The following is a 23,120-nucleotide window of genomic DNA, read 5'->3' as shown; positions in this document are numbered from 1 at the left end:
ATTGCAGAACGAATTATTCAACTGTAACGGACTTAGCCAGGTTACGCGGTTTATCCACATCGCAGCCACGAGTGATAGCGGCATAATATGCCAGGAGCTGCAGGGGAACAACGGTCAGAATCGGAATAACGAGTTCATCCGTTTCGGGAACCTTCATCACATGGTCAACATATTTTTCCAGTTCCTCGTCGCCTTCGGTAGCGATACCGATAACAACGGCATCACGCGCCTTGACTTCCTTGATATTGGACAGGGTCTTTTCGTAAACGCTCTTCTGCGTAGCCAGAGCGATAACGGGAACGCCTTCCACAATCAGAGCCAGCGTGCCGTGCTTGAGTTCGCCGGCTGCATAAGCTTCGGCATGGATATAGGAAATTTCCTTGAGTTTCAGGGAACCTTCCAAAGCTACATGGTAGTCCAGACCGCGGCCAATGTAGAACACATCATCATTGAAGCCATAGCGTTTTGCAAAGGTCTTCAGCGGTTCCACATCAGAAAGCGTTTCGCTAATCTGTGCCGGAATCTTCTGCAGCTGAGCAATGAGTTCGGCTACACGTTCCGGAGCAACCGTCTTCTTGATTTCAGCCATATAGAGGGCCAGCATGAAGAACAGTACAATCTGCGTCGTGTAAGCCTTCGTGGAAGCTACAGCGATTTCCGGGCCAGCCCAAGTGTAGAGCACCTGGTCAGCTTCACGGGCGATGGACGAACCAACCACGTTGGTGATGGCCAGCGTCTTGGCGCCGAGGCGCTTGGATTCCTTCATTGCAGCCAGCGTATCACTGGTTTCACCAGACTGGGAAACAGCGATGAACAGCGTGTTTTCATCCACAATCGGCTCACGATAACGGAATTCAGAAGCAACGTCTACTTCTACGACCGTACGCGCCAGTTTTTCGATATAGTATTTGCCCACCATGCCGGCATGATAAGCCGTGCCGCAGGCCACGATATAAATCTTGTTAAAGGAATTTAAGTAGTCAGCGTCCCATTTCAGCTCGTCCATCACAATGGTCTTGCCGTCTTTGGCAATACGCTGGCTCATGGTGTCACGGACAGCCTTCGGCTGTTCATGGATTTCCTTGAGCATGAAGTGCTCATAGCCGCCCTTTTCCGCAGCTTCTGCGTTCCAGTTAACCTCGAAAATCTTCTTGGTCACAGGCTCGCCCTGACGGTTGGAAATCTTGATGCTGTCCTTCGTGATAACAGCCAGTTCACCATCGTTCAGGATGTAAGTGCGGCGGGTGCGCTGAATGATAGCGGGGATATCGGAAGCGATGAAGTTTTCGCCTTCGCCTACGCCGATAACCAGCGGGTTATCCTGCTTGGTTGCAATCAGCGTACCGGGGTGCTTGCTGCTCATAAATACGAGCGAGTAAGAACCTTCCACGCGGCGCAGAACTTCACGAACAGAAGCTACAAAGTCACCATTGTAAACTTCTTCGATTAAGTGGGCTACTACTTCCGTATCCGTTTCGGACTTGAAGGAATGACCATTTTCAATGAGTTCTTCCTTCAGCGTCAGGTAGTTTTCGATGATGCCGTTGTGTACCACCACAAAATCCCCGGAGCAATCCGTATGGGGATGAGAGTTCACATCGGACGGACGGCCATGCGTTGCCCAACGGGTATGACCGATACCCATCGTGCCCTTGAGCTCATGACCTTTGAGCTTGTCGCGGAGTGCGGCAAGACGCCCTACACTCTTTTCCACGCCGATTTTCGCTCCGTCGAAGACAGCAATACCTGCGGAGTCATAACCACGATACTCCAACTTAGCCAGACCTTCAAGCAGGAAGCTAGCTGCCTCTTTGTCACCGACATAACCTACGATACCACACATAATAGTACCTCCTATGAAATTGTACTATCCTGCTGCGCTCTCCCCTGACTTGTCTCCCACCTCACAATGGGGCTTTCATCAGGTTCTATCGGCTGAGCTAACCGGAAGGCATCCGCTGACGTTTCGACAACCTTCTCCTCGTCTTCTGAAAGCACGCACCGCTTTCAGAACTTGCGCTAGAACTTACGTCCTTTTACTACACCAGAACAACAGGATTATTCACTCTGGATTTCTTCTTACTTTGTGCTTTTCTTAACAAAGCACTTGCTTATTGTAACCGATAGCAGACAATAAGTCAATACGCGAAATAATTGTAACAAAAAAGCGATAGCCCGAAAGCTACCGCCTGATATTCCTTTGGTGCGGATGAAGGGGGTCGAACCCATACGCCTTGCGGCACTGGATCCTAAATCCAGCGCGTCTGCCAGTTCCGCCACATCCGCAGTATTCTACAATCGTAGATAACGGCATTCATTATAGTAGGTATCCACGAATTTGTCAAGTCTAAGCCGTTTTCAACTTCTCTTACAAAATAAAATTTTTGTAATGAATCGTCTCCCCTATCGTATATACCAATGTAAAGCAAAACACAATCCCACTACAGAGGAGGAAATAATCATGGCACAGCAAAATGTAATGAAATTCATAGAAATGATGCAGGAAAATGAAGAAGTTCAGGCAAAGCTCGGACAGATTCTGGAAAAGAATGGCACCGATGAGGATGTCGCTGCTATTCTTGCACTTGCTGAAGAAAAAGGCATTCCTTTTACCGTCGAAGAGTTCATGCAGGAAATGAAAAAACTTTCCTGTACCGAACTTTCCTTTGATGATTTGGCTTGCGTAGTCGGCGGAGCAGGTACGCAGGAAGCTCCTCAAAATGACGAGGGCGATCCGGTAACGACCACGGTCGAGACCATCCACGAGGTCACGCAGCATCCCAAGGAAGTAAAAAAAGTTGCCAAAACCGTCAAAAAAGCTGGCGGCGGCATTGCCCATATCCTGACAAAATTGTTTGGCGGTGGACGCTGCTTCGCTGCCGGTTCCCTGGTTGCCACCCCAGACGGCAGCATTCCCATTGAAAACATCCACGAGGGCGATGAAGTGCTGACGCTCAACGCTGCCGGCGAAAAAATCAGTGGCAAGGTCACCAAGGTTCACACGCCTGCCCTGCAGGAAATCGTAACCGTACGCTTTACCGACGGGAAAGTATGGCAGACCACGGCAACGCAGTGGTACTACTGCGGCAATGGCCAATACAACATCGCCATGAACACGCAGGGAAATCCTGCCATCACTCTGGATGGCACCGCGACAGTCGAAAAAGCCACCATGACGGGTAAAAATGAAATGGTCTACGATATTGAAGTAGACGGCATCAACATCATGTTCATCAACGGCGTTGCAGCTGAAGGATTCAGCCTGCACTGATATAAAACAACAGGGGCGCGTAGCTGCTAAAAGTAACTACGCGCCCCTGCTTTATTGGGGAAGCAAATTTTTTAGTACTTGTGGAACATCTCCTGAATAGCCTTGAGGTCCTTCGTTTTGGTCAGGGCCAGCTGCAGAAGAATACGAGCCTTCTGCGGATTCAGGGAATCGCCATCCAGGAAGTGATAGTTGATGTAGCTCTGCTCAGCCGGAATGACGGAGCCGTTGCCTACGCGAGCACTGCGAACTACAACAATACCTGCAGCCGTAGCTTTTGCCAAGGCTGCTTCTGCATCTTTGTGTACGGAACCATTGCCCGTACCGGCATAGATGATGCCCTTAACGCCGCCTTTGATGGCTGCATCTACGAACAAAGCATCGTCATTAGCCGTGCCATAAATAACCTTTACATAGGGAAGTTTCGTGAGGTTGCCAACAGCAAATTCGCTCTTGGTGGTGTGCAGACGAGTGGTCGCACGATAAAATTCAGGAACGCCATCATTCACATAACCGAAAGCACCGAGTTCCGGAGCCTTGAAGGTATCCACGGAAGTGGTGTGGGTCTTGGTCACGTCACGGGCACCGTTGATGGTGTCATTGAGTACAACCAGCACGCCACGGCCTGCAGACTTCTTATCGGAAGCCACGCGGACAGCATTCAGAAGATTCATCGGACCATCAGCACTGATAGCCGTAGCCGGACGCATAGCGCCGGTGATGACCACAGGCTTATTGCTCTTAACCGTGAGGTTCAGGAAATAAGCCGTTTCTTCCAGCGTATCCGTACCATGGGTGATGACGATACCGTCTACATCACTGCGGGCCAGCAATTCGTTGCAGCGTTTGGCCAGTTTGAGCCAGACATCATTGGTCATGTCCTTGCTGTCGATGCTGCAAATCTGTTCACCGGATACATTGGCGTATTTCTTGACTTCGGGAACGGCATTAATCAGCACATCAATGCCCAAAGCACCAGCCTTATAGCCGGTGGTTGCCGTGTCGGATGCCGCACTGCCGGCAATCGTTCCACCGGTTGCCAGAATCTTGATGTTCGGCTTTGCCTGCGCAGCAAAGGCACACTGTACCCCAACCAGCAGCATTGCCAAGGTCATAAGAATCGCGGTTACTCTTACCTTCACAAAAATTCCTCCTTTTCCAGTTGCAATCTTCCCCTGAACTGCAACAAAAAAACCTATGGACGGATTGTACTCCCCCTTCTAGGGAATACGACAAAATCCGATAAAAACCTATATAAACTATTTTTATCGTAATATAGGCTTTTACCAGATATTCCATAGGCTTATTTCTCGCTACGATTCAGTTTTCCTTCTAATGATTGCAGAAAATTTTATTTATCAACAGGCTGCTGCCAGTTTCTCCTCATCAGCCTGACGCATACGGCCCACGAAGTAATCCGTCAGCCGCACTTCAATGTCTGCCTGTTGGCGGGAGAGCAGCAGGCAATCCTCTGCCGTCAGTTCCATTTCGCTGCCATCAGCAGCAAAGGCACGGAAGCCTTCGCGGTTCTGCTTGCCACAGTAGACAATCACCCGGTCAGCGCCCACACCGTAATCGCGGCTGGCCAGCAGGCGGATAGCGCCCGTTTCCGGCATATAACCATTCGTGCCATCCATAACCATGACTTCCTTATCCTCCACACGATACAAACGAACTAACAACATCCTGCTCACCGGCCTTTCTGACTTCGCGTCTCTGATTTATTCACTGTCTATATTATAGCAAGTGCATATTTGCAATAAAAGTTGAATTTATGCTTTCAATATTGCAAATAATGTACTATACTAGAGGCAAGTCCAGCATGAGGAGTGAAACCATGAGCGATTACGAGAAGAAGGGTTATCTGGTCAGCGACTTTCGGGTATTCCGCCTGAAAGATGCCGCCCTGAAACCCATACCCTTCCATTATCACGATTTCCATAAAATCATTATGTTCCTCGACGGTGCTGTGGATTATGTCATCGAAGGCAAGACCTACCATCTGGCCCCACGGGACATCGTCTTTGTCACCGCGGGAGAAATCCACCGTCCCGTCTTCACCGATGAAGCGAAAGATTACGAGCGTATCGTCATCTACGTGGCACCGGATTTCCTGCGCCGCTGGCAGGAACAAGATGCCGAGCATACCGACCTTGCCCAGTGCTTTGCCTATGCCCGCGAAAACAGCAGCGTCATGCAGCAGCCCCCCGGCACGAGCCATGACCTGCTCTTTCATATGGACAAGCTCGAAAAAACAGCCCGCGGGCAGGGCTTTGCCAACGGACTGTTCACGGAAATCATGTTTATTGAGTTTATGATTCTGCTGAACCGGTCCCTGCATGAGCATGAACTCTCGGGCCTCACCAGTGCCAGCTACGACCCCAAGATTCAGGAAATCCTTTCCTATATCAACGCCCATCTGGCCGAGGAACTTTCCATTGACGATTTGGCGGCCAGAGCCTATATCAGCAAGTTCTACCTCATGCGCAAGTTCAAGGCCGATACCGGTTACGGCATCCACCAGTACATCCGCAGCAAACGGCTGCTTTTGGCCCGCGATTTACTCAAAACCGATATGTCCATCACCAACATCTGCGAGGAAGTGGGCTTTGCCGACTACTCCACCTTCTCCCGGGCCTTCAAGGAAATGTTCAAATGCGCCCCGCGGGATTATCGGAAGCAGTGAGCCTAACGGACATTGCCCAAATACACATACTGCAGACGCTCCAGCGCCACTTTTTGCAACTGCTGCAAAGTGGCCAGGGGCGTCATTTCGATTGCGCACTGATAGCGGGGGAAATAGCGGGACAGATGCAGAGGTATCTCTGGACTTATCCCTGCCAACCACTCTGTTTCTGCCCGAAATTCCTCCATGCCGTCATTTTTGCCGGGAATGACCAAAGTAGTGACCTCCACATGAACGCCGACCTCCGCCATCATCCGGATGGTTCTCTGCGCCGCCTCCAAGGAGCCGCCCATCCATTGGTAGGTTGCCGCATTAAAGGCTTTCAAATCAATATTGGCGGCATCAAGCAGCGGCAATAACTTGCACAAAGGTTCCGCCTCAATCTGCCCATTGCTGACCAATACCACCTTCTGCCCCGCCGCCCGCAAAAGCGGCGCCACATCCAGCAAATACTCAAAGCTCAGCAACGGTTCATTATAGGTAAAAGCCACGCCGATACTGCCATGCTTCCTTTGCACCTCCACCGCCAGTTCCGCCAATTTTTCCGGTGCCAGATAGCCCTGCACCTCGCCCCCGTCATCCTGCGATATGCTGTAATTCTGACAAAAGGGACAGCGCATATTGCAGCCAAAACTTCCCACGGACAAAATCACCGTACCGGGATAAAAATGATAAAGGGGCTTCTTCTCTATAGGGTCCAGCGCCAGCGAAGTCACCTGCCCATAACTCAAACTCCGCACTACGCCCCCATCATTGCGCCGGGTCCGGCAATATCCCACCTGTCCTTCCGCCAGCTTGCAATGATGGGGACAAAGTTGACATGTCAACACGCTATCTCACCTCTGCACTGCCTTGGGCAAAATTATCCTTGCCCCCGCCCCGGCCTCCGAGCCGCTCATTAATCGCCTTAATCCGTTCCCGGCAGCTAACCTTCACTTCACTGCCACTAGCCAGCACATAATTCATCCGGCCGCCACTTGGATAATAAATCGTAACCTCTGCCTGCGGGTCTTCGCTCAAAACCTGCGCCAGCTTTCTGGCCGCGTCCGCAGAAATTTCTTCTTCCTGCAGGGTAATGGACTTCAAACCTTCCGTAATTGGCGTATCCTGTAACAGCTGGCGGGCTTTTTCCTGTACCCAGCGAAGTTCGGCTCCAGACAACTTTTCCTTGAGCTCCTTAATTTCATCTTGCAGCCGCTCCACCCCCAGACGGATTTCCTCATCTTTAAGGGATAGGAGCTGCACCGCACCATTTAATTCCTGCCAGCAGCGACTGATTTTTTCCATGGCCAGCCGCCCGCAGAGGAAATAAATCCGCGTTCCTTGCTTATGCTTTTCCGCCTTGAAAATTTTTACCAACCCCACCATGCCTGTCACGGGCGGATGGGTGCCACAGCAGGTACAGGCATCACTGCCTTCAATCTGCACCACCCGCACAGGCCCGGTGAGTTTGTCATTAAACTTGCGGGTGGCGCACTTGGCCGCTTTCTCGGCCTCCATCCATTCTGCTCTTATGGGGCGGTTCTCCTGAATATGCAGATTGGCCAGCGCCTCCACCTGCGCGATTTCCGCGCTTGTCACCTCACGACTCAAATCAATCGTCACCATCTCCGGCGACATATGAAAGCCCACATTATCGGCCCCGCAAATTTTCCAGAAACCATAGGACAGCAGGTGCTCCCCACAATGCTGCTGCATATGGTCAAAGCGCGTTTGCCAGTCAATTTCTGCCAGCACCTGCGTACCAACTGGCAAAGGCTCCGCCGTCTCGTGAAGGACGCGTCCCTCTGTCTCCCGGACATGCGTGACCACAACTTCCCGGTCACCGCAAATTAATTTTCCTGTATCGCTAAGCTGCCCGCCCCCTTCGGGATAAAAAACCGTCTGGTCAAGCACAATGCCAAAGCCCGTCTTTAATTCCACACAATCCGTAACCACAGCCTCAGAACTGCGCTGCAGCACATCTTCCAAAAATAATTTTTCCGTCATAAGCCTCACCCTCCACAAAAAATAATTCGTGACTGCAGGAAAATATCCTTTTCCTCCCCCATTGAAAACCTTTCATTGATACGATAAAATAAATCAATCATTATCGCAAAGGAGCCTCTAAACCTTATGACCGACCTGGAAAACGACTGGGACAAACTGCTGCATATCAAGACCACGGGACGGGATGACACCATTTCCGACTTGGTGCGCTATCCCTATGAACCGACCGATTACACCGTACTCGAACAGCTCGCCCGCAGCGGCTATATTGACAAGCGCAACACCGTGGTGGACTACGGCTGTGGCAAAGGCCGGGTCAGCTTTTTCCTCACGAGCCAGACAAAATGCCACGCCATCGGCATTGAGTACAATCCGCGCCTCTACGAAAGAGCCTGTACCAATCAGCAAACCGCCCCGCGGGGCAATCGGGTTACCCTGCTCCAACAGGATGCAGTCAACTTCACCGTTCCCGAGCAAGTGGACCGCTGCTTCTTCTTCAATCCCTTCGCCGTAGAAATCCTCAGCACCGTGCTGGACAATCTGCAAGACTCCTGCAAAAACGCGCCCAGAGATATTCTCCTGATTTTCTACTACCCATCCCCGGCCTACACCGAATACCTCGCGGAGCTCTCCCATCTGACACTCATTGACATCATCGACTGCCGCCCCGGAGAAAAATACAGCGACCCACGGGAAAAACTGCTGGTGTTCCGGCTCAGTCATCTATAGAAATTTTGCGTAATATTTCTTGCTAGTATATAACGGAAATGGTATAATTAGACTACAAATGAAATGATTGGGTTGAACCACGAGTTTACACCGAAAAAGAGTCTTCAGCTTGGTAACCTGTAAGACTCTTTTTTTCTTTGCCAAAAAGCGCCAATGCAATGCACTGGCGCTTTTTGCGTCATCCGCCTGGTTGGTAGGGCCAGACTTCAGACAGGGTTACCTGTTGCCGCTGTTACGGATCCTGTCATAGAGCCATGCTGCTACCAGGCTGCTGGCAATACCTATGACAAATGAAATGATAAGATTCTCCGCCACGAATTTCACCTCCCTCGCTGCCGTGGGATTCCCATGGTAAGAGGTTGCGGCAAAAATAGTATAGCACAAATCCGCTACAATGTGCGCGTATCGTGAACAAAAAATCTATATTTTACAGCACCTGTCGCACCATCAAGCACCCGGAGAATTTCATTCCGTATAGTTCCCGGGAGGCAGCTATAAATGACGGGTATATGGCCTGCAAGTTTTGTCATCCATAACCATAGACACGAAAAAGCTGGAACTTGACGGGGCAAGTTCCAGCTTTTGCTTATGGAAAATTATTTTATTATTCTCATGGTAATCGCTTCTTAATGACTCAAAGCAATATAAAGTATATCGTTTGCTAATCTTTCTGTTGCCACATTCTGCCATACACTGCCGGAACTTTCCGTATCATGCTTGCCAGCTGCTGGAGTATTCCACCTAAAAAGCCATTTATCATTAGCTTTCATAAAATGATAATGTCTATCCTTAACATCATAATGCTCAGTAGCTAATCCAACGCGTATCTTAATTTCCTTATCTGCTTTTTGTAAACTATTCAAATCTACATACCACTTAGCATGAAGGTTTCCAACCGTTTCTCCATAGTCTAAAACTATATTTCTTAAATTCTGTAAGACAACATACAATATATCGTTATCCGACGAAATAGCTTCTACTTTTACCCACTTGTTCCATGAACCCGGATTTTGACAGTACCATACATTATCCTTTTGCATGAATTTATAAGTATGCTTGCGGCTTTTATTCTGACCATAGCCAACATCAGCCGTAATGACATTGTTCGTCTGCGATATTGTTTCCGTCATTATCCAATACGGAGCACCATATTGTTGGTCATGGATTAATACTTCCTGCGCTGATGATATGCCGTAACTTCCGCCCCAAAGTACCAATCCACTAAAAATAGCCGCCAAAATCTTCTTTTTCATAATAGTCACCAGCCCCCTTAAAATTGCTTTACAAATGTATATCACTTTCTTTACATCCGTCATTTTTTACTGTTGTTTTAATAAACATTGTATGTAAAGGTCTTTGTCACGAACCTCTTTAGTTAGCTCCCATTTTTTAGAGGAAGGCCTATATGAATAATGTCTATGATACAAACTCGGCATAGTGTGTTTTCCGTCCGGACTTTTTTTGCATTTATCATTAAAGAATTTATCATTTAGAATACCAGAACCAGAAATGATTTTTTCATTAACTCCACCGCTTATAGTAACAGCAGATATTTTTCCGCAATATGTGCAACCTACGCAAAATATTTGAAAGCTTAATCCTGCTTCATCTGCTTTCTTAGGTGTAATAGCATCTAATTTTTCAAACATCTCATCTGCTTCTTTTTGAAACTTCTCTAGCTTCTTTGACTCTTGTTTCGCAACAAAATTCTTGGCTGATTTATCATATTCCGCTTCTCTTTCAGGCGATAATGGTGTAATGAAATTAAGCACAGCAGCTACTAAACATACTATCCCCACCTTACGTTTTATATTGCTGTATTTTTGATATGTCGCATCAGTTAAATAATCATCACCTGCCGCAATACGTGCTTTTCGTTTTTTCCACCATAAATAAAGAAATCCAATAAAAGTACAAGCAAAAACGATACTTGTTGCGGTATTAATGAAATCCAACATAATCTCCCTTCCTTTCCTGTAGCAACTGCGTAAAGCATTTCATGGCACAGGGCGTAAATAATACCATCGTTATATTAACAGTAAAAAAATTCTGTAATTTAGCAGGAAATTGAGGTGAAATGCCGAAATAAGACCAAAAACAACGATAATTTCATGCAAATCAAGGATTCCATGGGGCGTAAATGATTCCATGGATTTTTTTACGTTCACGCGTCAGTTGACGCATTGGCCCACTTTAGGAATGTGGGCGTTGAGACGCCCAGCGCCTCCGCAGCCTTGCGGGCGGAGACTTTTCCGGCTTCCCACTGCGCATGGATAGCTGGAAAGCCCGCTGGTTTCTCCATGGGCTTTCTCCCCAGGGTTACGCCTCTTGCCCGGGCTGCTGCCAGTCCCTCCATGGTGCGCTGGTGGTTCATGTTCCGCTCCGTTTCCGCCACGTAGGAAAAGACTTGAATGACCAGATTGGAGATGAGTTTTGCCGTGAGGTCATCCCCGTATTTATTGCGGGTATCGAGGAGAGGCAGGTCGATGACCACAATGGCAGCCTCCTTTTCCTTGGTGATGATGTCCAGCTGACGGGTCATTTCGTCGTAGTTGCGCCCCAGCCTGTCCAGACTCTTTACCACTAATGTATCGCCGTGGCCAAGGCGTTTCATCATCTTCGTGTAGGCTGGGCGGTCAAAATCCTTGCCGCTTTGCTTATCCACAAAGATGCACTTCTTCGGAATCCCGAAATCCGTCAGTGCTATCCACTGCCGGTCATCCCGCTGAGCGACAGTAGATACGCGGATGTAGCCATAGATAGTGCCTTTCGTGTTCTTTTTCATAAGCAATTCCTCCATTCAAAACTATGCTAGAACAACATATTAATTTTAGAGGAATCCTTGATTACAGAGAAAATTTATATATCATTTACTCCCTCCTTACAAACATGTAAATAGCCGCAGGATTATCCCCTGCGGCTCTCTTGAAATTTGACAAGTCAAAAACAAGATGTAAAAACAAAAGGCTCTGCAAGAAATCTCGCAGAACCTTTTGTGGTAACGCACTGTCGCGTTGGGATATTTACTTATTCATCTAAAGCAAGAAGTTTTGCCGTTGCTTCGTCGAGGTAATCGGCCTCGGTAGTCTCAATCTGCCCAGCATCACATTCTGCTGCCAGAGCAGGCTGGATGGGGATGCGGCCCAGCACATCGAGGTTGTATTCTTGGGCAATTTCCTCAATATGACTCTGACCATAGATTGCATGGCGTTTGCCACAGTCGGGGCATTCAAAGTAGCTCATATTTTCCACGAGGCCCAGGATAGGCACCTTCATGGCTTCGGCCATCTTCACGGCCTTTTCCACAATCATGGACACGAGTTCCTGCGGGCTCGTGACGATGATGATGCCATCCAGTTTGATGGACTGCATAACCGTCAGCGGCACATCACCAGTTCCGGGAGGCATATCCACGAACATATAGTCCACGTCTTCCCAGATGAAATCATGCCAGAACTGCTTAACCACACCGCTGATGATGGGGCCGCGCCATACGACTGGGTCCGTATCATCATCGAGCAGGAGGTTCATGCTGACGATGTCGATACCGCCGGCAGTGGTCACTGGGTATGCTCCCTTTTCACTGCCACGCACTTCACCACTGACACCAAACATCTTTGGGATGGAAGGGCCGGTAATATCTGCATCCATAATGCCCACATGCTTGCCTTTGCGGGACATCGCCACAGACAGCAGGCCTGTCACCAACGACTTGCCAACACCGCCCTTGCCACTGACTACTGCAATGACATGACGGATATCACTGAGCTCATGCGGCGCTTCATGCAAATCCTTCGGACGGGTATCGGCGCCACAGGTGGTACCGCAGGAACTACAATCATGATTACATTCTTCAGCCATTGAACATACCTCCTAAAATATAAAATGAGGTTCAAAGGTATTGACTACCTTTGAACCTCATCCACCGCTACGCGGTCCCCCTTCCCCAAAAGGGAAGGCTTCCCAAGTAGTCTTTTATGTTCTATTATGCTTCTACCGTATCGGTTTCCACAGTTTCTTCAGCAACTTCTTCTACCGGTTTCGGGTCCTTATCCACAATCTTAAGGTTGCGGTAACGGCTCATACCCGTACCAGCCGGAATCAGCTTACCGATGATAACATTTTCCTTGAGGCCGATAAGCGGGTCAACCTTGCCCTTGATGGCGGCATCCGTGAGTACACGGGTGGTTTCCTGGAAGGAAGCAGCCGACATGAAGGAATCGGTAGCCAGAGATGCCTTGGTAATACCGAGGAGAATCGGTTTTGCCACAGCGGGTTCGCCGTCTTCCTCGATTGCCTTGGTATTGGCAGCCTCGAACTGGTTGATGTCGATGTATTCGCCAGGCAGGAAATCCGTGCTGCCGGATTCCTCAATCTTAACCTTGTGGAGCATCTGACGAACCATAACTTCGATATGCTTATCGTTAATCTCAACGCCCTGGGACTTATACACTTTCTGTACTTCGTATACCAGGTAACGCTGGGTTGCCTGCAGACCGCAGACACGCAGGATATCGTGCGGGTTGATGGAACCTTCGGTGAGTTTGTCACCCGGTTTCAAATGCATGCCCTGCTTAGCTGCCATACGGGCGCCATACGGGATTGCATATTCGCGGGCTTCGCCTTCGTCTGGTACAATCGTAACCTTGCGCATACCCTTACCGGAGTCTTCAACTTCGGCACGGCCTTCAATCTCTGCGATGATGGCATGGTGCTTCGGCTTACGTGCTTCGAACAATTCTTCGACACGCGGAAGACCCTGGGTGATATCGTCACCGGCAACACCGCCGGAGTGGAACGTACGCATGGTGAGCTGTGTACCCGGTTCACCGATGGACTGAGCAGCGATGATACCAACTGCTTCACCGATTTCAACCTCAGCCTGATTAGCCAGGTCACGGCCATAGCACTTGATGCAGACGCCGAACTGAGACTTACAGGTGAGCACGCTGCGGATGGAAACGTGGTCACGCACTTTTTCAATGCGTTTTGCCATATCTTCATCAACGGTGTCGTTGATGGAGGCAATGCGTTCACCCGTAGCCGGGTCATCGATGTTTTCAGCCAGCACACGGCCAACGATACGTTCGGCCAAGGATTCGATGATACCATCGCCTTCCTTGATAGCCTCAACTTCGATACCGCGGACGTTGTTGTTGCGCACGCGGATTTCCTTAGCGTCGGAAGCCAGAATCGTGTCGATGAGTTCAGCCGTCAGCTTAGTGCCGGCAGCTACTACTACAGCATTTGCGGAGTCAACCACATCACGGGTAACATCCTTGCCGCTCATTTCGTGAATCATGGAATCCTTAGCCTTGGCACGGGCAGCCTCATCCGGCTCGCCCAAAGTGATGGCTTCGGTAATCATGGCGTTGCTGATAGCAGCTTCGGAGGCCAGAGAAGAACCGCGAACCATGATTTCGCGAACTTCCTTCTCGCCGATAACGGCCAGTTTTTCCTCGTCCAGAATGGTGTCGCGCGCAAAGAGCACTTCCTTGGTTTCCGGGTCGAGAACATCGGCCCCCAACAGACGGCCCATCAGGCTGTCGTTGAGGATTTCCAGCGCATCGAAGGTGGACTCGGCAAGACGTGCACGAGCCTGAACCATGTTCAGCGTGGAGATATCGCAGTCTTCCTCACGGACGATTACATCCTGTGCCACGTCTACGAGACGGCGGGTCAGGTAACCGGAGTCAGCCGTACGCAGTGCGGTATCGGCCAGACCCTTACGGGCACCATGGGAAGAAATAAAGTAATCGGATACGGACAGGCCTTCACGGAAGTTTGCCGTGATTGGCAAGTCGATGATTTTACCAGACGGGTCAGCCATCAGACCGCGCATACCGGCCAGCTGACGCATCTGCTGTTTGTTACCACGGGCACCGGAGTCAGCCATCATGAAGATCGGGTTGAAGGCGTCCATGTTGTCCATCATGGCGTCAGCCACGTCATCCGTAGCCTTGGACCAGAGGTCAACAACCTTGTGATAACGTTCTTCTTCGGTGATAAGACCGCGGTCATAGCGGCGTTCAACCTTGTTGACAATCTGCTGCGTGTCGTTGATGATGGTCTTCTTCTTCGGCGGCACGATAACGTCGGAGATAGCAACGGTCATACCAGCTACGCAGGCGTAGTGATAGCCGAGGTTCTTAACGTCATCGATAACGTGAGCCGTTTCCGTAGCACCAAAGGCGTTGTAGCACTTGGCAACGAGCTTGCCCAGTTCCTTCTTGTTCATCAGAACGCCCAGGCACCACTGGTCGGATTCTTTATCCTTGTAGAAGTAACGGATTTCCTTGGGCAGGATTTCATTGAAAATCATGCGGCCCAAAGAAGTCTTAACGAGGCCATAACCATCGATGCGGCACTGAATAGCAGCCTGCAGGTCGAGGTCATGCTGCTGATAAGCCAGCAGTGCTTCGGCAATGCCCGTGAGCACCTTGCCTTCGCCCTTGGCACCAGGACGGATGTTGGTCAGGTAATAGGAACCCAGAACCATGTCCTGAGAAGGAACGATGATTGGCTTACCATCCTTAGGAGCAAGGATGTGGTTAGCAGCCAGCATCAGGATGCGGGCTTCCGTCTGTGCTTCGGAGGACAGCGGCAGATGGATAGCCATCTGGTCACCGTCGAAGTCAGCGTTGTATGCCGTACAAGCCAGCGGATGCAGCTTCAAAGCGCGGCCTTCGGTGAGTACCGGCTCGAAAGCCTGGATACCCAGACGATGCAGCGTCGGGGCACGGTTCAAGAGAACCGGATGCTCTTTGATTACGCCTTCGAGAACATCCCAAACCTCAGGTTTAGCACGTTCTACCATGCGCTTAGCCGATTTGATATTGTGAGCGGCTCCCGAGGAAACCAGCTTTTTCATAACGAAGGGCTTGAAGAGTTCCAGAGCCATTTCCTTCGGCAGGCCGCACTGATGGAGTTTCAGTTCCGGGCCTACGACGATAACGGAACGGCCGGAGTAGTCAACGCGCTTACCGAGAAGGTTCTGACGGAAGCGGCCCTGCTTACCTTTCAGCATGTCGGAAAGGGATTTCAGCGGACGGTTGCCCGGGCCCGTTACAGGGCGGCCACGGCGGCCGTTATCAATCAGGGCGTCAACAGCTTCCTGCAGCATGCGTTTCTCGTTGCGGACAATGATGTCCGGTGCACCGAGGTCGAGCAGGCGCTTCAGACGGTTGTTACGGTTGATTACACGACGATAGAGGTCGTTGAGGTCGGACGTTGCAAAACGGCCGCCATCGAGCTGTACCATCGGGCGCAGTTCCGGCGGAATAACCGGAACAACATCCATAATCATCCAGGACGGCTTGTTGCCGGACTTGCGGAATGCTTCCACAACTTCCAGACGGCGAATGGCACGAATCTTCTTCTGTCCGGAAGCCGTGCGGACTTCCTTGCGCAGAACTTCGCTCATGCGTTCCAAGTCAAGCTCATCGAGGAGTTCTTTGATTGCTTCGGCACCCATGCCAACACGGAAGGTGTTGCCATATTTTTCCAAAGCATCATGGTATTCTTTTTCAGAGAGCAGGCTCTTCTTCGTGAGGTCGGTGTTTTCACCAGAATCCAGCACGATGTAGTACGCGAAGTACAGAACTTTTTCCAGCGCACGCGGGCTGATGTCGAGGATCAGGCCCATGCGGCTCGGAATGCCCTTGAAATACCAAATATGTGAAACCGGCGCAGCCAGTTCGATATGTCCCATGCGCTCGCGGCGGACTTTCGCGCGAGTGACTTCAACGCCGCAGCGGTCGCAGACAATGCCCTTATAGCGGATACGCTTGTACTTACCGCAATGGCATTCCCAGTCACGGGTCGGGCCAAAGATACGCTCGCAGAACAGACCATCGCGCTCCGGTTTGAGCGTACGATAGTTGATGGTCTCCGGCTTCTTGACCTCACCGTAGGACCACTCGCGGATTTTGTCCGGAGAGGCCAGACCGATGCGCATCGAATCAAAATTATTTACATCCAGCAAAGAGATGACACTCCCTTCTTATTCCTCACCATTATCCGTATCTTCTGCGCCAGGTTCTACAATGGAACCGAGGCTGCCGATATCGGCAATGATGTCGTCCGGCTTCTCATCATCCGAAGGTGCTCCCTCATCATAGGAGTCTTCCGTTTTCGGTGCAGCAGCACCTTCCTGCGTGGGGTCAACGCCAGCCACGTCAAAATCAAGTTTCTTAGCCGTTTCGTTGATATCTTCGTCGTCCTCATCCTGCAAGGAGATTTCCTTGGCATCTTCGTTGAGAACCTTGATATCGAGGCCAATGGACTGCAGTTCCTTAATGAGTACCTTGAAGGACTCCGGTACACCCGGTTCAGGGATGTTTTCGCCCTTGACGATTGCTTCGTAAGCCTTAACACGGCCTACCACGTCATCGGACTTAACCGTCAGGATTTCCTGCAGCGTGTAAGCGGCGCCGTATGCTTCCAGCGCCCAAACTTCCATTTCACCGAAACGCTGACCACCGAACTGAGCTTTACCACCCAGCGGCTGCTGCGTAACGAGGGAGTACGGGCCGGTAGAACGGGCATGAATCTTATCGGCAACCAGATGATGCAGTTTAAGGAAGTACGTGCAGCCAACGGTTACGCGGTTTTCGAACGGCTCACCAGTTCGGCCATCATAGAGGACCGTCTTGGCATCGTCAGCAAGACCTGCCGCACGAATCGTACCAAATACAGCTTCATCGCTTGCACCGTCAAATACCGGCGTAGCGATATGAAGGCCTGCAACATCCGGAATCGGCATACCGTTCTTGTCGAAGTCATAACCAGCTTCACGCAGGCGTGCTTCAACCGTCGGATCGCCATCCTTAATCTGCTGACCGAGGACCTTAACAGCCATACCCAAATGAGCTTCGAGGATCTGACCGATGTTCATTCGAGACGGCACGCCCAGCGGGTTCAGCACGATATCAACCGGCGTACCATCCGGCAGGAACGGCATATCTTCCTGGCGCATAATGCGGGAAACGACACCCTTGTTACCATGACGACCTGCCATCTTATCGCCGACAGAAATCTTACGTTTCTGTGCGATGTAAACGCGTACCAGACGGTTTACGCCAGGCGGCAGTTCATCGTTGTTTTCACGGGTGAAAATCTTAACGTCAACGATCTTACCCTGTTCACCATGCGGTACACGCAGGGAAGTGTCGCGAACTTCACGGGCCTTTTCACCGAAGATGGCGCGCAGCAGGCGTTCTTCAGCGGTAAGTTCCGTTTCGCCTTTCGGCGTAACCTTACCGACGAGGATATCGCCAGGACGTACATCGGCACCAATGCGGATGATACCTTCTTCGTCGAGGTCTTTGAGTGCTTCTTCCGCCACATTCGGAATATCACGGGTGATTTCTTCAGGGCCGAGTTTCGTGTCGCGGGCATCGCATTCGTATTCTTCAATATGAATGGACGTATAAAGGTCGCGTTTTACGAGGTTTTCGGACAGAAGTACGGCGTCCTCGTAGTTGTAACCTTCCCAAGGCATGTAGGCAACAACGATGTTGTAACCCAGTGCCAGTTCGCCGTGGTCCGTAGCCGGGCCGTCAGCGATGGGCTGTTTTTCCACGACTTCATCGCCTTTGTAGACGATAGGAATCTGATTTATGCAAGTTCCCTGGTTGGAACGGATAAATTTCTGGAGTTTGTAATGGTCAAGTTCGCCATTCTTCGTGCGGACTTCAATGTAATCAGCCGTTACATTTTCAACCACACCGGCGCGCTTAGCCAGAATCATAACGCCGGAGTCGCAGGCTGCCTTGTATTCCATACCAGTACCAACGAGCGGTGCCTGCGTACGGAGCAGAGGTACAGCCTGACGCTGCATGTTCGCACCCATGAGGGCACGGTTCGCATCGTCGTTTTCCAGGAACGGAATCATAGCCGTTGCAATGGAGAACACCTGGCGCGGGCTAACGTCCATGTAGTCAACGGATTCGCGGGTATGCAGACCGGTTTCCTCATTGAAACGGGCCGTTACACGCGGGTTAACGAACCATTCGTTTTCGTCGAGCGGTTCGTTGGCCTGTGCGATTACGAGCTCATCCTCTTCATCAGCGGTGAGGTAACGCACTTCATCCGTTACACGGTGGGTTTCCTTGTCCACACGGCGGTACGGCGTTTCCATGAAGCCAAACTGGTTCACGCGGGCATAAGTAGCCAGAGAACCGATAAGACCGATGTTCGGACCTTCAGGAGACTCTACCGGGCACATACGGCCGTAGTGAGAGTTGTGTACGTCGCGGACTTCGAAGCCTGCACGCTCACGGGACAGACCGCCCGGGCCGAGGGCCGACAGACGACGCTTATGCGTAAGTTCGGACAGCGGGTTGTGCTGGTCCATGAACTGGGACAGCTGGGAGGAACCAAAGAATTCCTTGATAGCTGCCACAACCGGACGGATGTTGATGAGTGCCTGCGGCGTGATAACATCCACATCCTGAATGGTCATGCGCTCACGAACGACACGTTCCATACGGGATAGACCGATGCGGAACTGATTCTGCAGGAGTTCGCCCACAGCACGTACGCGGCGGTTGCCCAGATGGTCGATATCATCCGTATTGCCTACACCATCCATGAGGTTCAGCAGGTAGTTAATGGACGCAATGATATCGTTCTTCGTGATGGTACGGTCATGGATATCGAGCGTCGGCGAGCACAGCAGTTTCATACGGCTGCCATCTTTCTTCAGCAGATAGAGCTGAACGATTTCACCTTCGCCGAAAATCTGACGTTCACGCTCGATGTCAACGGCATCCAGCATGTCTTCCGTAACCACTTCGCCCTGCGGAATGACGATTTCGCCCGTTTCCTTATCCACAATGGGTTCTGCCAGCACTTTGCCCAGGATACGGCGCTTCCAGCCCAGCTTCTTGGTCAGCTTGTAACGGCCAACCGTAGCGAGGTCATAGCGCTTCGGGTCAAAGAACAGCGAATCCAGCAGCTGCTGAGCATTGTCTTCATTGGCGGGTTCACCCGGACGCAGACGGCGGTAAATTTCGATTACAGCCTTGCCCTGGGATTTTACATCCTCGCCATCACGTTCCAACGTGTTCATGATGCGGGGATCTTCACCAAAGAGGTCAATGATTTCTTCATCAGTAGCAAAGCCAAGGGCGCGAATGAAGTAGGTCACCGGCATCTTACGGGTACGGTCGATACGGACGGAAACCACATCATTGGTATCCGTTTCGAGTTCAATCCACGCACCACGGTTCGGAATAACCGTTGCATTATAAAGATGCTTACCCGTCGGGTCAATTTCCTCTCCATAATATGCACCTGGAGAACGAACCAACTGGCTGACGATAACACGCTCTGCACCATTGATGATAAACGTACCGGTATCGGTCATGAGCGGGAAATCGCCCATGAATACTTCCTGTTCTTTAATTTCGCCTGTCTCACGGTTGATAAGACGAACATTTACGCGGATAGGTGCAGCCAGCGTTACGTCACGCTCTTTGCACTCATCGAGCTCATACTTGGGCTCGCCCAGCGAGAAGCTCTCAAAGGACAGCACGAGATTGCCCGAGAAGTCCTGAATCGGCGAAATGTCATTAAAGATGTCCTGCAAACCTTCATCAAGGAACCACTGGTAGCTGTTCCGCTGGATATCCAGCAGATGCGGCATTTCCATGACTTCCTTGATTTTAGCATAGCTATACCTGGTTCTTTTGCCTACCGGCACAGGATTAAATAACAAATCCTTCACCCCTTAGCCTGATTTTACTAGAATATTATTTCTTGAAATGAAGGGCATTATAGCGCGCTTAAAGAAACGGAATGGATGAACAAGAAAAAAAACAAGGTCTAACCTAACTTTACACCTTGCTTCCAGTTCCTTTCCGCTTGCGCACACTAATCCCTATTCAATTTCCTGTAGTTTACAATATTAGCATCTTTCTTCAAATCTGTCAAGGGCCTGTCCTTGGCAAATTTGAAAAAATAACAAGTGATAAAAAAAGGGACGTTCCCGCAGGAACGTCCTCTTTGTTATTGCTAATTATCAGCAAACTGAAATTACTTCAGTTCAACCGTAGCACCAGCTTCTTCGAGCTTCTTCTTGAGTTCTTCAGCTTCAGCCTTAGCAACGTTTTCCTTAACAGCAGCCGGAGCGCCATCAACGAGTTCCTTAGCTTCCTTCAGGCCGAGACCCGTAGCTTCACGAACAGCCTTGATAACGTTGATCTTCTTGTCGCCAGCGGAAGCGAGCATAACCGTGAACTCGCTCTTTTCTTCAGCAGCACCTGCAGCAGCGCCACCAACAGCAGCAACTGCAACCGGAGCAGCAGCGCTAACGCCGAACTTTTCTTCCATAGCTTTTACGAGCTCAGACAGCTCGAGGACAGTCATGTTTTCAATGGCTTCCATGATTTCTTCTTTAGTCATTTGAATATACCTCCAAAAATCTTTCTTGTTAATTCTTAATTAATTATATAGGAAGAACTCGCAAATTATGCGGATTCTTTCTGAGCGCGAACAGCATCAAGCACATAAACAGCGTTGCGAATAACACCCTGCAGTACGTTGACCGTATTGCTGATAGGAGCATTCATGCTGCCCAGCATCTTGGCGATGAGTTCTTCGCGAGACGGCAGGGATGCCAGAGCCTTAACTTCGTTAGCATCAATAACCTTACCTTCAACGGTACCAACTTTAACAGTCAGCACTTCGTTTTCATCAAGCTTGTTCTTCTTGATGAAGCCGCAGATAACCTTTGCCGGAGCAATAGCATCCTCCGTGGAGAATGCGAAAGCCGTGGTGCCCTCAAGATGAGCATCGAAGCCTTCGATACCTGCTTCTTTCGCTGCCAGGCGGAGCATCGTGTTTTTAACAACATGGTACGTTACACCAGCGGCGCGAAGTTCACGACGGAGCTGCGTATCCTGAGCAACCGTAAGACCACGGTAGCTGGTCAGCACAACACCTTTAGCATTCGTCAGCTGATCCTTAAGTTCAGCAACGATAGCCTGTTTCTTCGTCAGATTTGCCATTTTCTAATTACACCTCCTGCCTGTTTGAGATTTATTAAAGCCTGTAAAAAAACCTCCGGCTGCGTCCGCCGGAGGTAGAATTTTCAAAGTTCATCTGCTCCGGCCTCGGCAGGCGACAAATTGTCGTTAGATGATAAATTATCAAACCTGCTGTCTACAGCCATCGTTATACAGTTGTCGGAACATTACATTCCTGAGACCGGAGCCTCGTTTCTGAACCTTCTCTAAAAGATTAGAGCTGCACCGGGATGCCAGGGCCCATCGTTGCGCTAACCGTGATGGAGCGCATGTACTGGCCTTTAGCAGCCGCCGGTTTTACGCGGTTCAGTGTATCAATCAGGGCCTGGAAGTTCTGCTGGAGCTTCTCAGCGTCGAAAGATGCCTTGCCGATCGGGCAATGCACGTTACCGGCCTTATCGGTACGGTATTCGACTTTACCTGCTTTAATCTCGGATACTGCCTTCGTGAGGTCCATGGTAACCGTACCCAGTTTCGGGTTCGGCATGAGGCCGCGGGGGCCGAGAACCTTACCAAGACGACCGACAGTGCCCATCATGTCCGGAGTAGCTACTGCGACATCGAAGTCGAGCCAGCCGCCCTGGATCTTCTGGACGATTTCATCGGAACCAACGAAGTCTGCACCTGCAGCTTCTGCTTCCTTAACCTTTTCGCCCTTAGCGAAAACGAGTACGCGCTTGGATTTACCAGTGCCGTGCGGCAGTACCATAGCGCCACGTACCTGCTGATCAGCATATTTCGGATCTACGCCGAGACGTACGTGCAGTTCGATGGTTTCATCAAACTTCTTCGTAGCCGTCTTCTTAACGAGTTCCATAGCTTCAGCAGCCGTGTAGAACTTGCCAGCTTCAACGAGCTTGCAAGCGTCCTGATATTTCTTACCAGCTTTAGCCATTGTAAGTTTTCTCCTCTCGTGGTAATAACGGTTATTGCCTCCCACAGGGATGAAACGTGAACTTATTAGTCAACGATTTCGATACCCATGCTGCGAGCCGTGCCCTCGATCATGCGAGTAGCAGCCTCGATATCAGCAGCGTTGAGGTCTTCCATCTTGCTTTCTGCAATCTTCATTGCTTCAGCGCGCGGCAGCTTAGCTACCTTGTTCTTGTTGGGTTCGCCAGAAGCCTTGTCGATCTTAGCAGCCTTCTTCAGAAGTACAGCAGCCGGCGGAGTCTTCGTGATGAACGTGAAGGATCTATCTTCGAAAACCGTGATTTCAACCGGAATGATGAGACCAGCCTTATCTTTGGTTCTTTCGTTGAATTCCTTACAGAACCCCATGATGTTGACACCAGCCTGACCAAGTGCCGGACCTACCGGAGGAGCCGGATTAGCCTTACCTGCAACAACCTGAAGTTTTACAACCTTAGAAACTTTCTTTGCCATTTATATTCACCTCCCAAAAAGGATTTACGCG

General features: G+C 50.3%; 18 protein-coding genes, 1 tRNA gene and 1 other annotated feature. Of the genes, 3 read left to right on the top strand and 16 right to left on the bottom strand.

The annotated features are described in order from the left end of the window. Positions 1-13: 13 nt before the first annotated feature. Complete coding sequence (gene glmS, locus T320_RS07915; RefSeq protein WP_026760228.1) at positions 14-1,843, bottom strand: glutamine--fructose-6-phosphate transaminase (isomerizing); 1,830 nt, start codon at positions 1,841-1,843, stop codon at positions 14-16. Positions 1,844-2,201: 358 nt separating this feature from the next. Further along, positions 2,202-2,286 (bottom strand) — tRNA-Leu (locus T320_RS07910). Positions 2,287-2,461: 175 nt separating this feature from the next. Between T320_RS07910 and T320_RS07905 the strand changes: the two genes are divergently transcribed. Beyond that, complete coding sequence (locus T320_RS07905) at positions 2,462-3,271, top strand: Hint domain-containing protein (protein ID WP_037354623.1); 810 nt, start codon at positions 2,462-2,464, stop codon at positions 3,269-3,271. A gap of 71 nt (positions 3,272-3,342) precedes the next feature. Here the strand turns inward: T320_RS07905 and T320_RS07900 are convergent, their stop codons facing one another. Next, on the bottom strand, positions 3,343-4,410 hold the full coding sequence (locus tag T320_RS07900; RefSeq protein WP_304412715.1) for a type II asparaginase: 1,068 nt from the start codon (positions 4,408-4,410) through the stop codon (positions 3,343-3,345). A 216-nt stretch (positions 4,411-4,626) separates the two neighbouring features. Then, complete coding sequence (locus T320_RS07895; protein ID WP_037354620.1) at positions 4,627-4,953, bottom strand: hypothetical protein; 327 nt, start codon at positions 4,951-4,953, stop codon at positions 4,627-4,629. Positions 4,954-5,105: 152 nt separating this feature from the next. Here T320_RS07895 and T320_RS07890 point away from each other — a divergent pair, with 152 nt between their 5' ends. Next, the gene (locus T320_RS07890) at positions 5,106-5,954 is read left to right on the top strand and encodes an AraC family transcriptional regulator (RefSeq protein ID WP_026760223.1); all 849 of its coding nucleotides are present in this window, start codon (positions 5,106-5,108) and stop codon (positions 5,952-5,954) included. Positions 5,955-5,956: 2 nt separating this feature from the next. On the opposite strand, the gene amrS is transcribed toward T320_RS07890, so the two are convergent. Together amrS and T320_RS07880 are read right to left on the bottom strand one after the other, a co-directional pair. After that, positions 5,957-6,784: an AmmeMemoRadiSam system radical SAM enzyme gene (gene amrS, locus T320_RS07885; RefSeq protein ID WP_037354618.1), complete on the bottom strand. Its 828-nt coding sequence runs from the start codon at positions 6,782-6,784 to the stop codon at positions 5,957-5,959. A 1-nt stretch (position 6,785) separates the two neighbouring features. Then, entirely contained in the window at positions 6,786-7,943 is a 1,158-nt protein-coding gene (locus T320_RS07880; protein ID WP_051608664.1) for an alanyl-tRNA editing protein, read from the bottom strand. Positions 7,944-8,069: 126 nt separating this feature from the next. Between T320_RS07880 and T320_RS07875 the strand changes: the two genes are divergently transcribed. After that, the gene (locus T320_RS07875) at positions 8,070-8,672 is read left to right on the top strand and encodes a class I SAM-dependent methyltransferase (RefSeq protein ID WP_037354615.1); all 603 of its coding nucleotides are present in this window, start codon (positions 8,070-8,072) and stop codon (positions 8,670-8,672) included. A 626-nt stretch (positions 8,673-9,298) separates the two neighbouring features. Here the strand turns inward: T320_RS07875 and T320_RS07870 are convergent. The 10 genes from T320_RS07870 to rplK all read right to left on the bottom strand — a co-directional run bounded on the left by T320_RS07870 (position 9,299) and on the right by rplK (position 23,089). Then, entirely contained in the window at positions 9,299-9,925 is a 627-nt protein-coding gene (locus T320_RS07870) for a hypothetical protein (protein ID WP_037354613.1), read from the bottom strand. A 66-nt stretch (positions 9,926-9,991) separates the two neighbouring features. Continuing rightward, a complete protein-coding gene (locus T320_RS07865; protein ID WP_037354611.1) occupies positions 9,992-10,630 on the bottom strand; it encodes a hypothetical protein in 639 nt (212 codons plus the stop codon). Between the two features lie 206 nt (positions 10,631-10,836). Continuing rightward, positions 10,837-11,457, bottom strand: coding sequence for a recombinase family protein (locus tag T320_RS07860; protein ID WP_037354609.1), 621 nt, complete (start codon positions 11,455-11,457; stop codon positions 10,837-10,839). Between the two features lie 242 nt (positions 11,458-11,699). Beyond that, entirely contained in the window at positions 11,700-12,533 is an 834-nt protein-coding gene (locus tag T320_RS07855) for an Mrp/NBP35 family ATP-binding protein (protein WP_037354606.1), read from the bottom strand. Positions 12,534-12,657: 124 nt separating this feature from the next. Further along, positions 12,658-16,656 carry a DNA-directed RNA polymerase subunit beta' gene (rpoC, locus tag T320_RS07850; RefSeq protein WP_037354603.1) on the bottom strand — a complete coding sequence of 1,333 codons (3,999 nt, stop codon included), beginning with the start codon at positions 16,654-16,656 and terminating at the stop codon, positions 12,658-12,660. 18 nt (positions 16,657-16,674) lie between these two features. Further along, on the bottom strand, positions 16,675-20,394 hold the full coding sequence (gene rpoB, locus T320_RS07845; RefSeq protein WP_026760218.1) for a DNA-directed RNA polymerase subunit beta: 3,720 nt from the start codon (positions 20,392-20,394) through the stop codon (positions 16,675-16,677). 317 nt (positions 20,395-20,711) lie between these two features. Then, positions 20,712-21,080: a 50S ribosomal protein L7/L12 gene (gene rplL / locus T320_RS07840; RefSeq protein WP_026760217.1), complete on the bottom strand. Its 369-nt coding sequence runs from the start codon at positions 21,078-21,080 to the stop codon at positions 20,712-20,714. A 65-nt stretch (positions 21,081-21,145) separates the two neighbouring features. Further along, positions 21,146-21,685: a 50S ribosomal protein L10 gene (gene rplJ, locus T320_RS07835; protein WP_026760216.1), complete on the bottom strand. Its 540-nt coding sequence runs from the start codon at positions 21,683-21,685 to the stop codon at positions 21,146-21,148. A 37-nt stretch (positions 21,686-21,722) separates the two neighbouring features. Next, positions 21,723-21,863 (bottom strand) — a sequence feature (ribosomal protein L10 leader region). A 54-nt stretch (positions 21,864-21,917) separates the two neighbouring features. Next, positions 21,918-22,598: a 50S ribosomal protein L1 gene (gene rplA / locus T320_RS07830; protein ID WP_014423821.1), complete on the bottom strand. Its 681-nt coding sequence runs from the start codon at positions 22,596-22,598 to the stop codon at positions 21,918-21,920. Positions 22,599-22,663: 65 nt separating this feature from the next. Further along, on the bottom strand, positions 22,664-23,089 hold the full coding sequence (rplK, locus tag T320_RS07825; protein ID WP_026760215.1) for a 50S ribosomal protein L11: 426 nt from the start codon (positions 23,087-23,089) through the stop codon (positions 22,664-22,666). Positions 23,090-23,120 lie beyond the last annotated feature (31 nt).

Source organism: Selenomonas sp. FC4001 (genome assembly GCF_000701565.1).
In the GTDB taxonomy this organism is placed as follows: domain Bacteria; phylum Bacillota; class Negativicutes; order Selenomonadales; family Selenomonadaceae; genus Selenomonas_A; species Selenomonas_A ruminantium_B.
The sequence above is the reverse complement of the archived record's forward strand: the minus strand, read 5'-3'. Positions and strand labels throughout refer to the sequence as shown.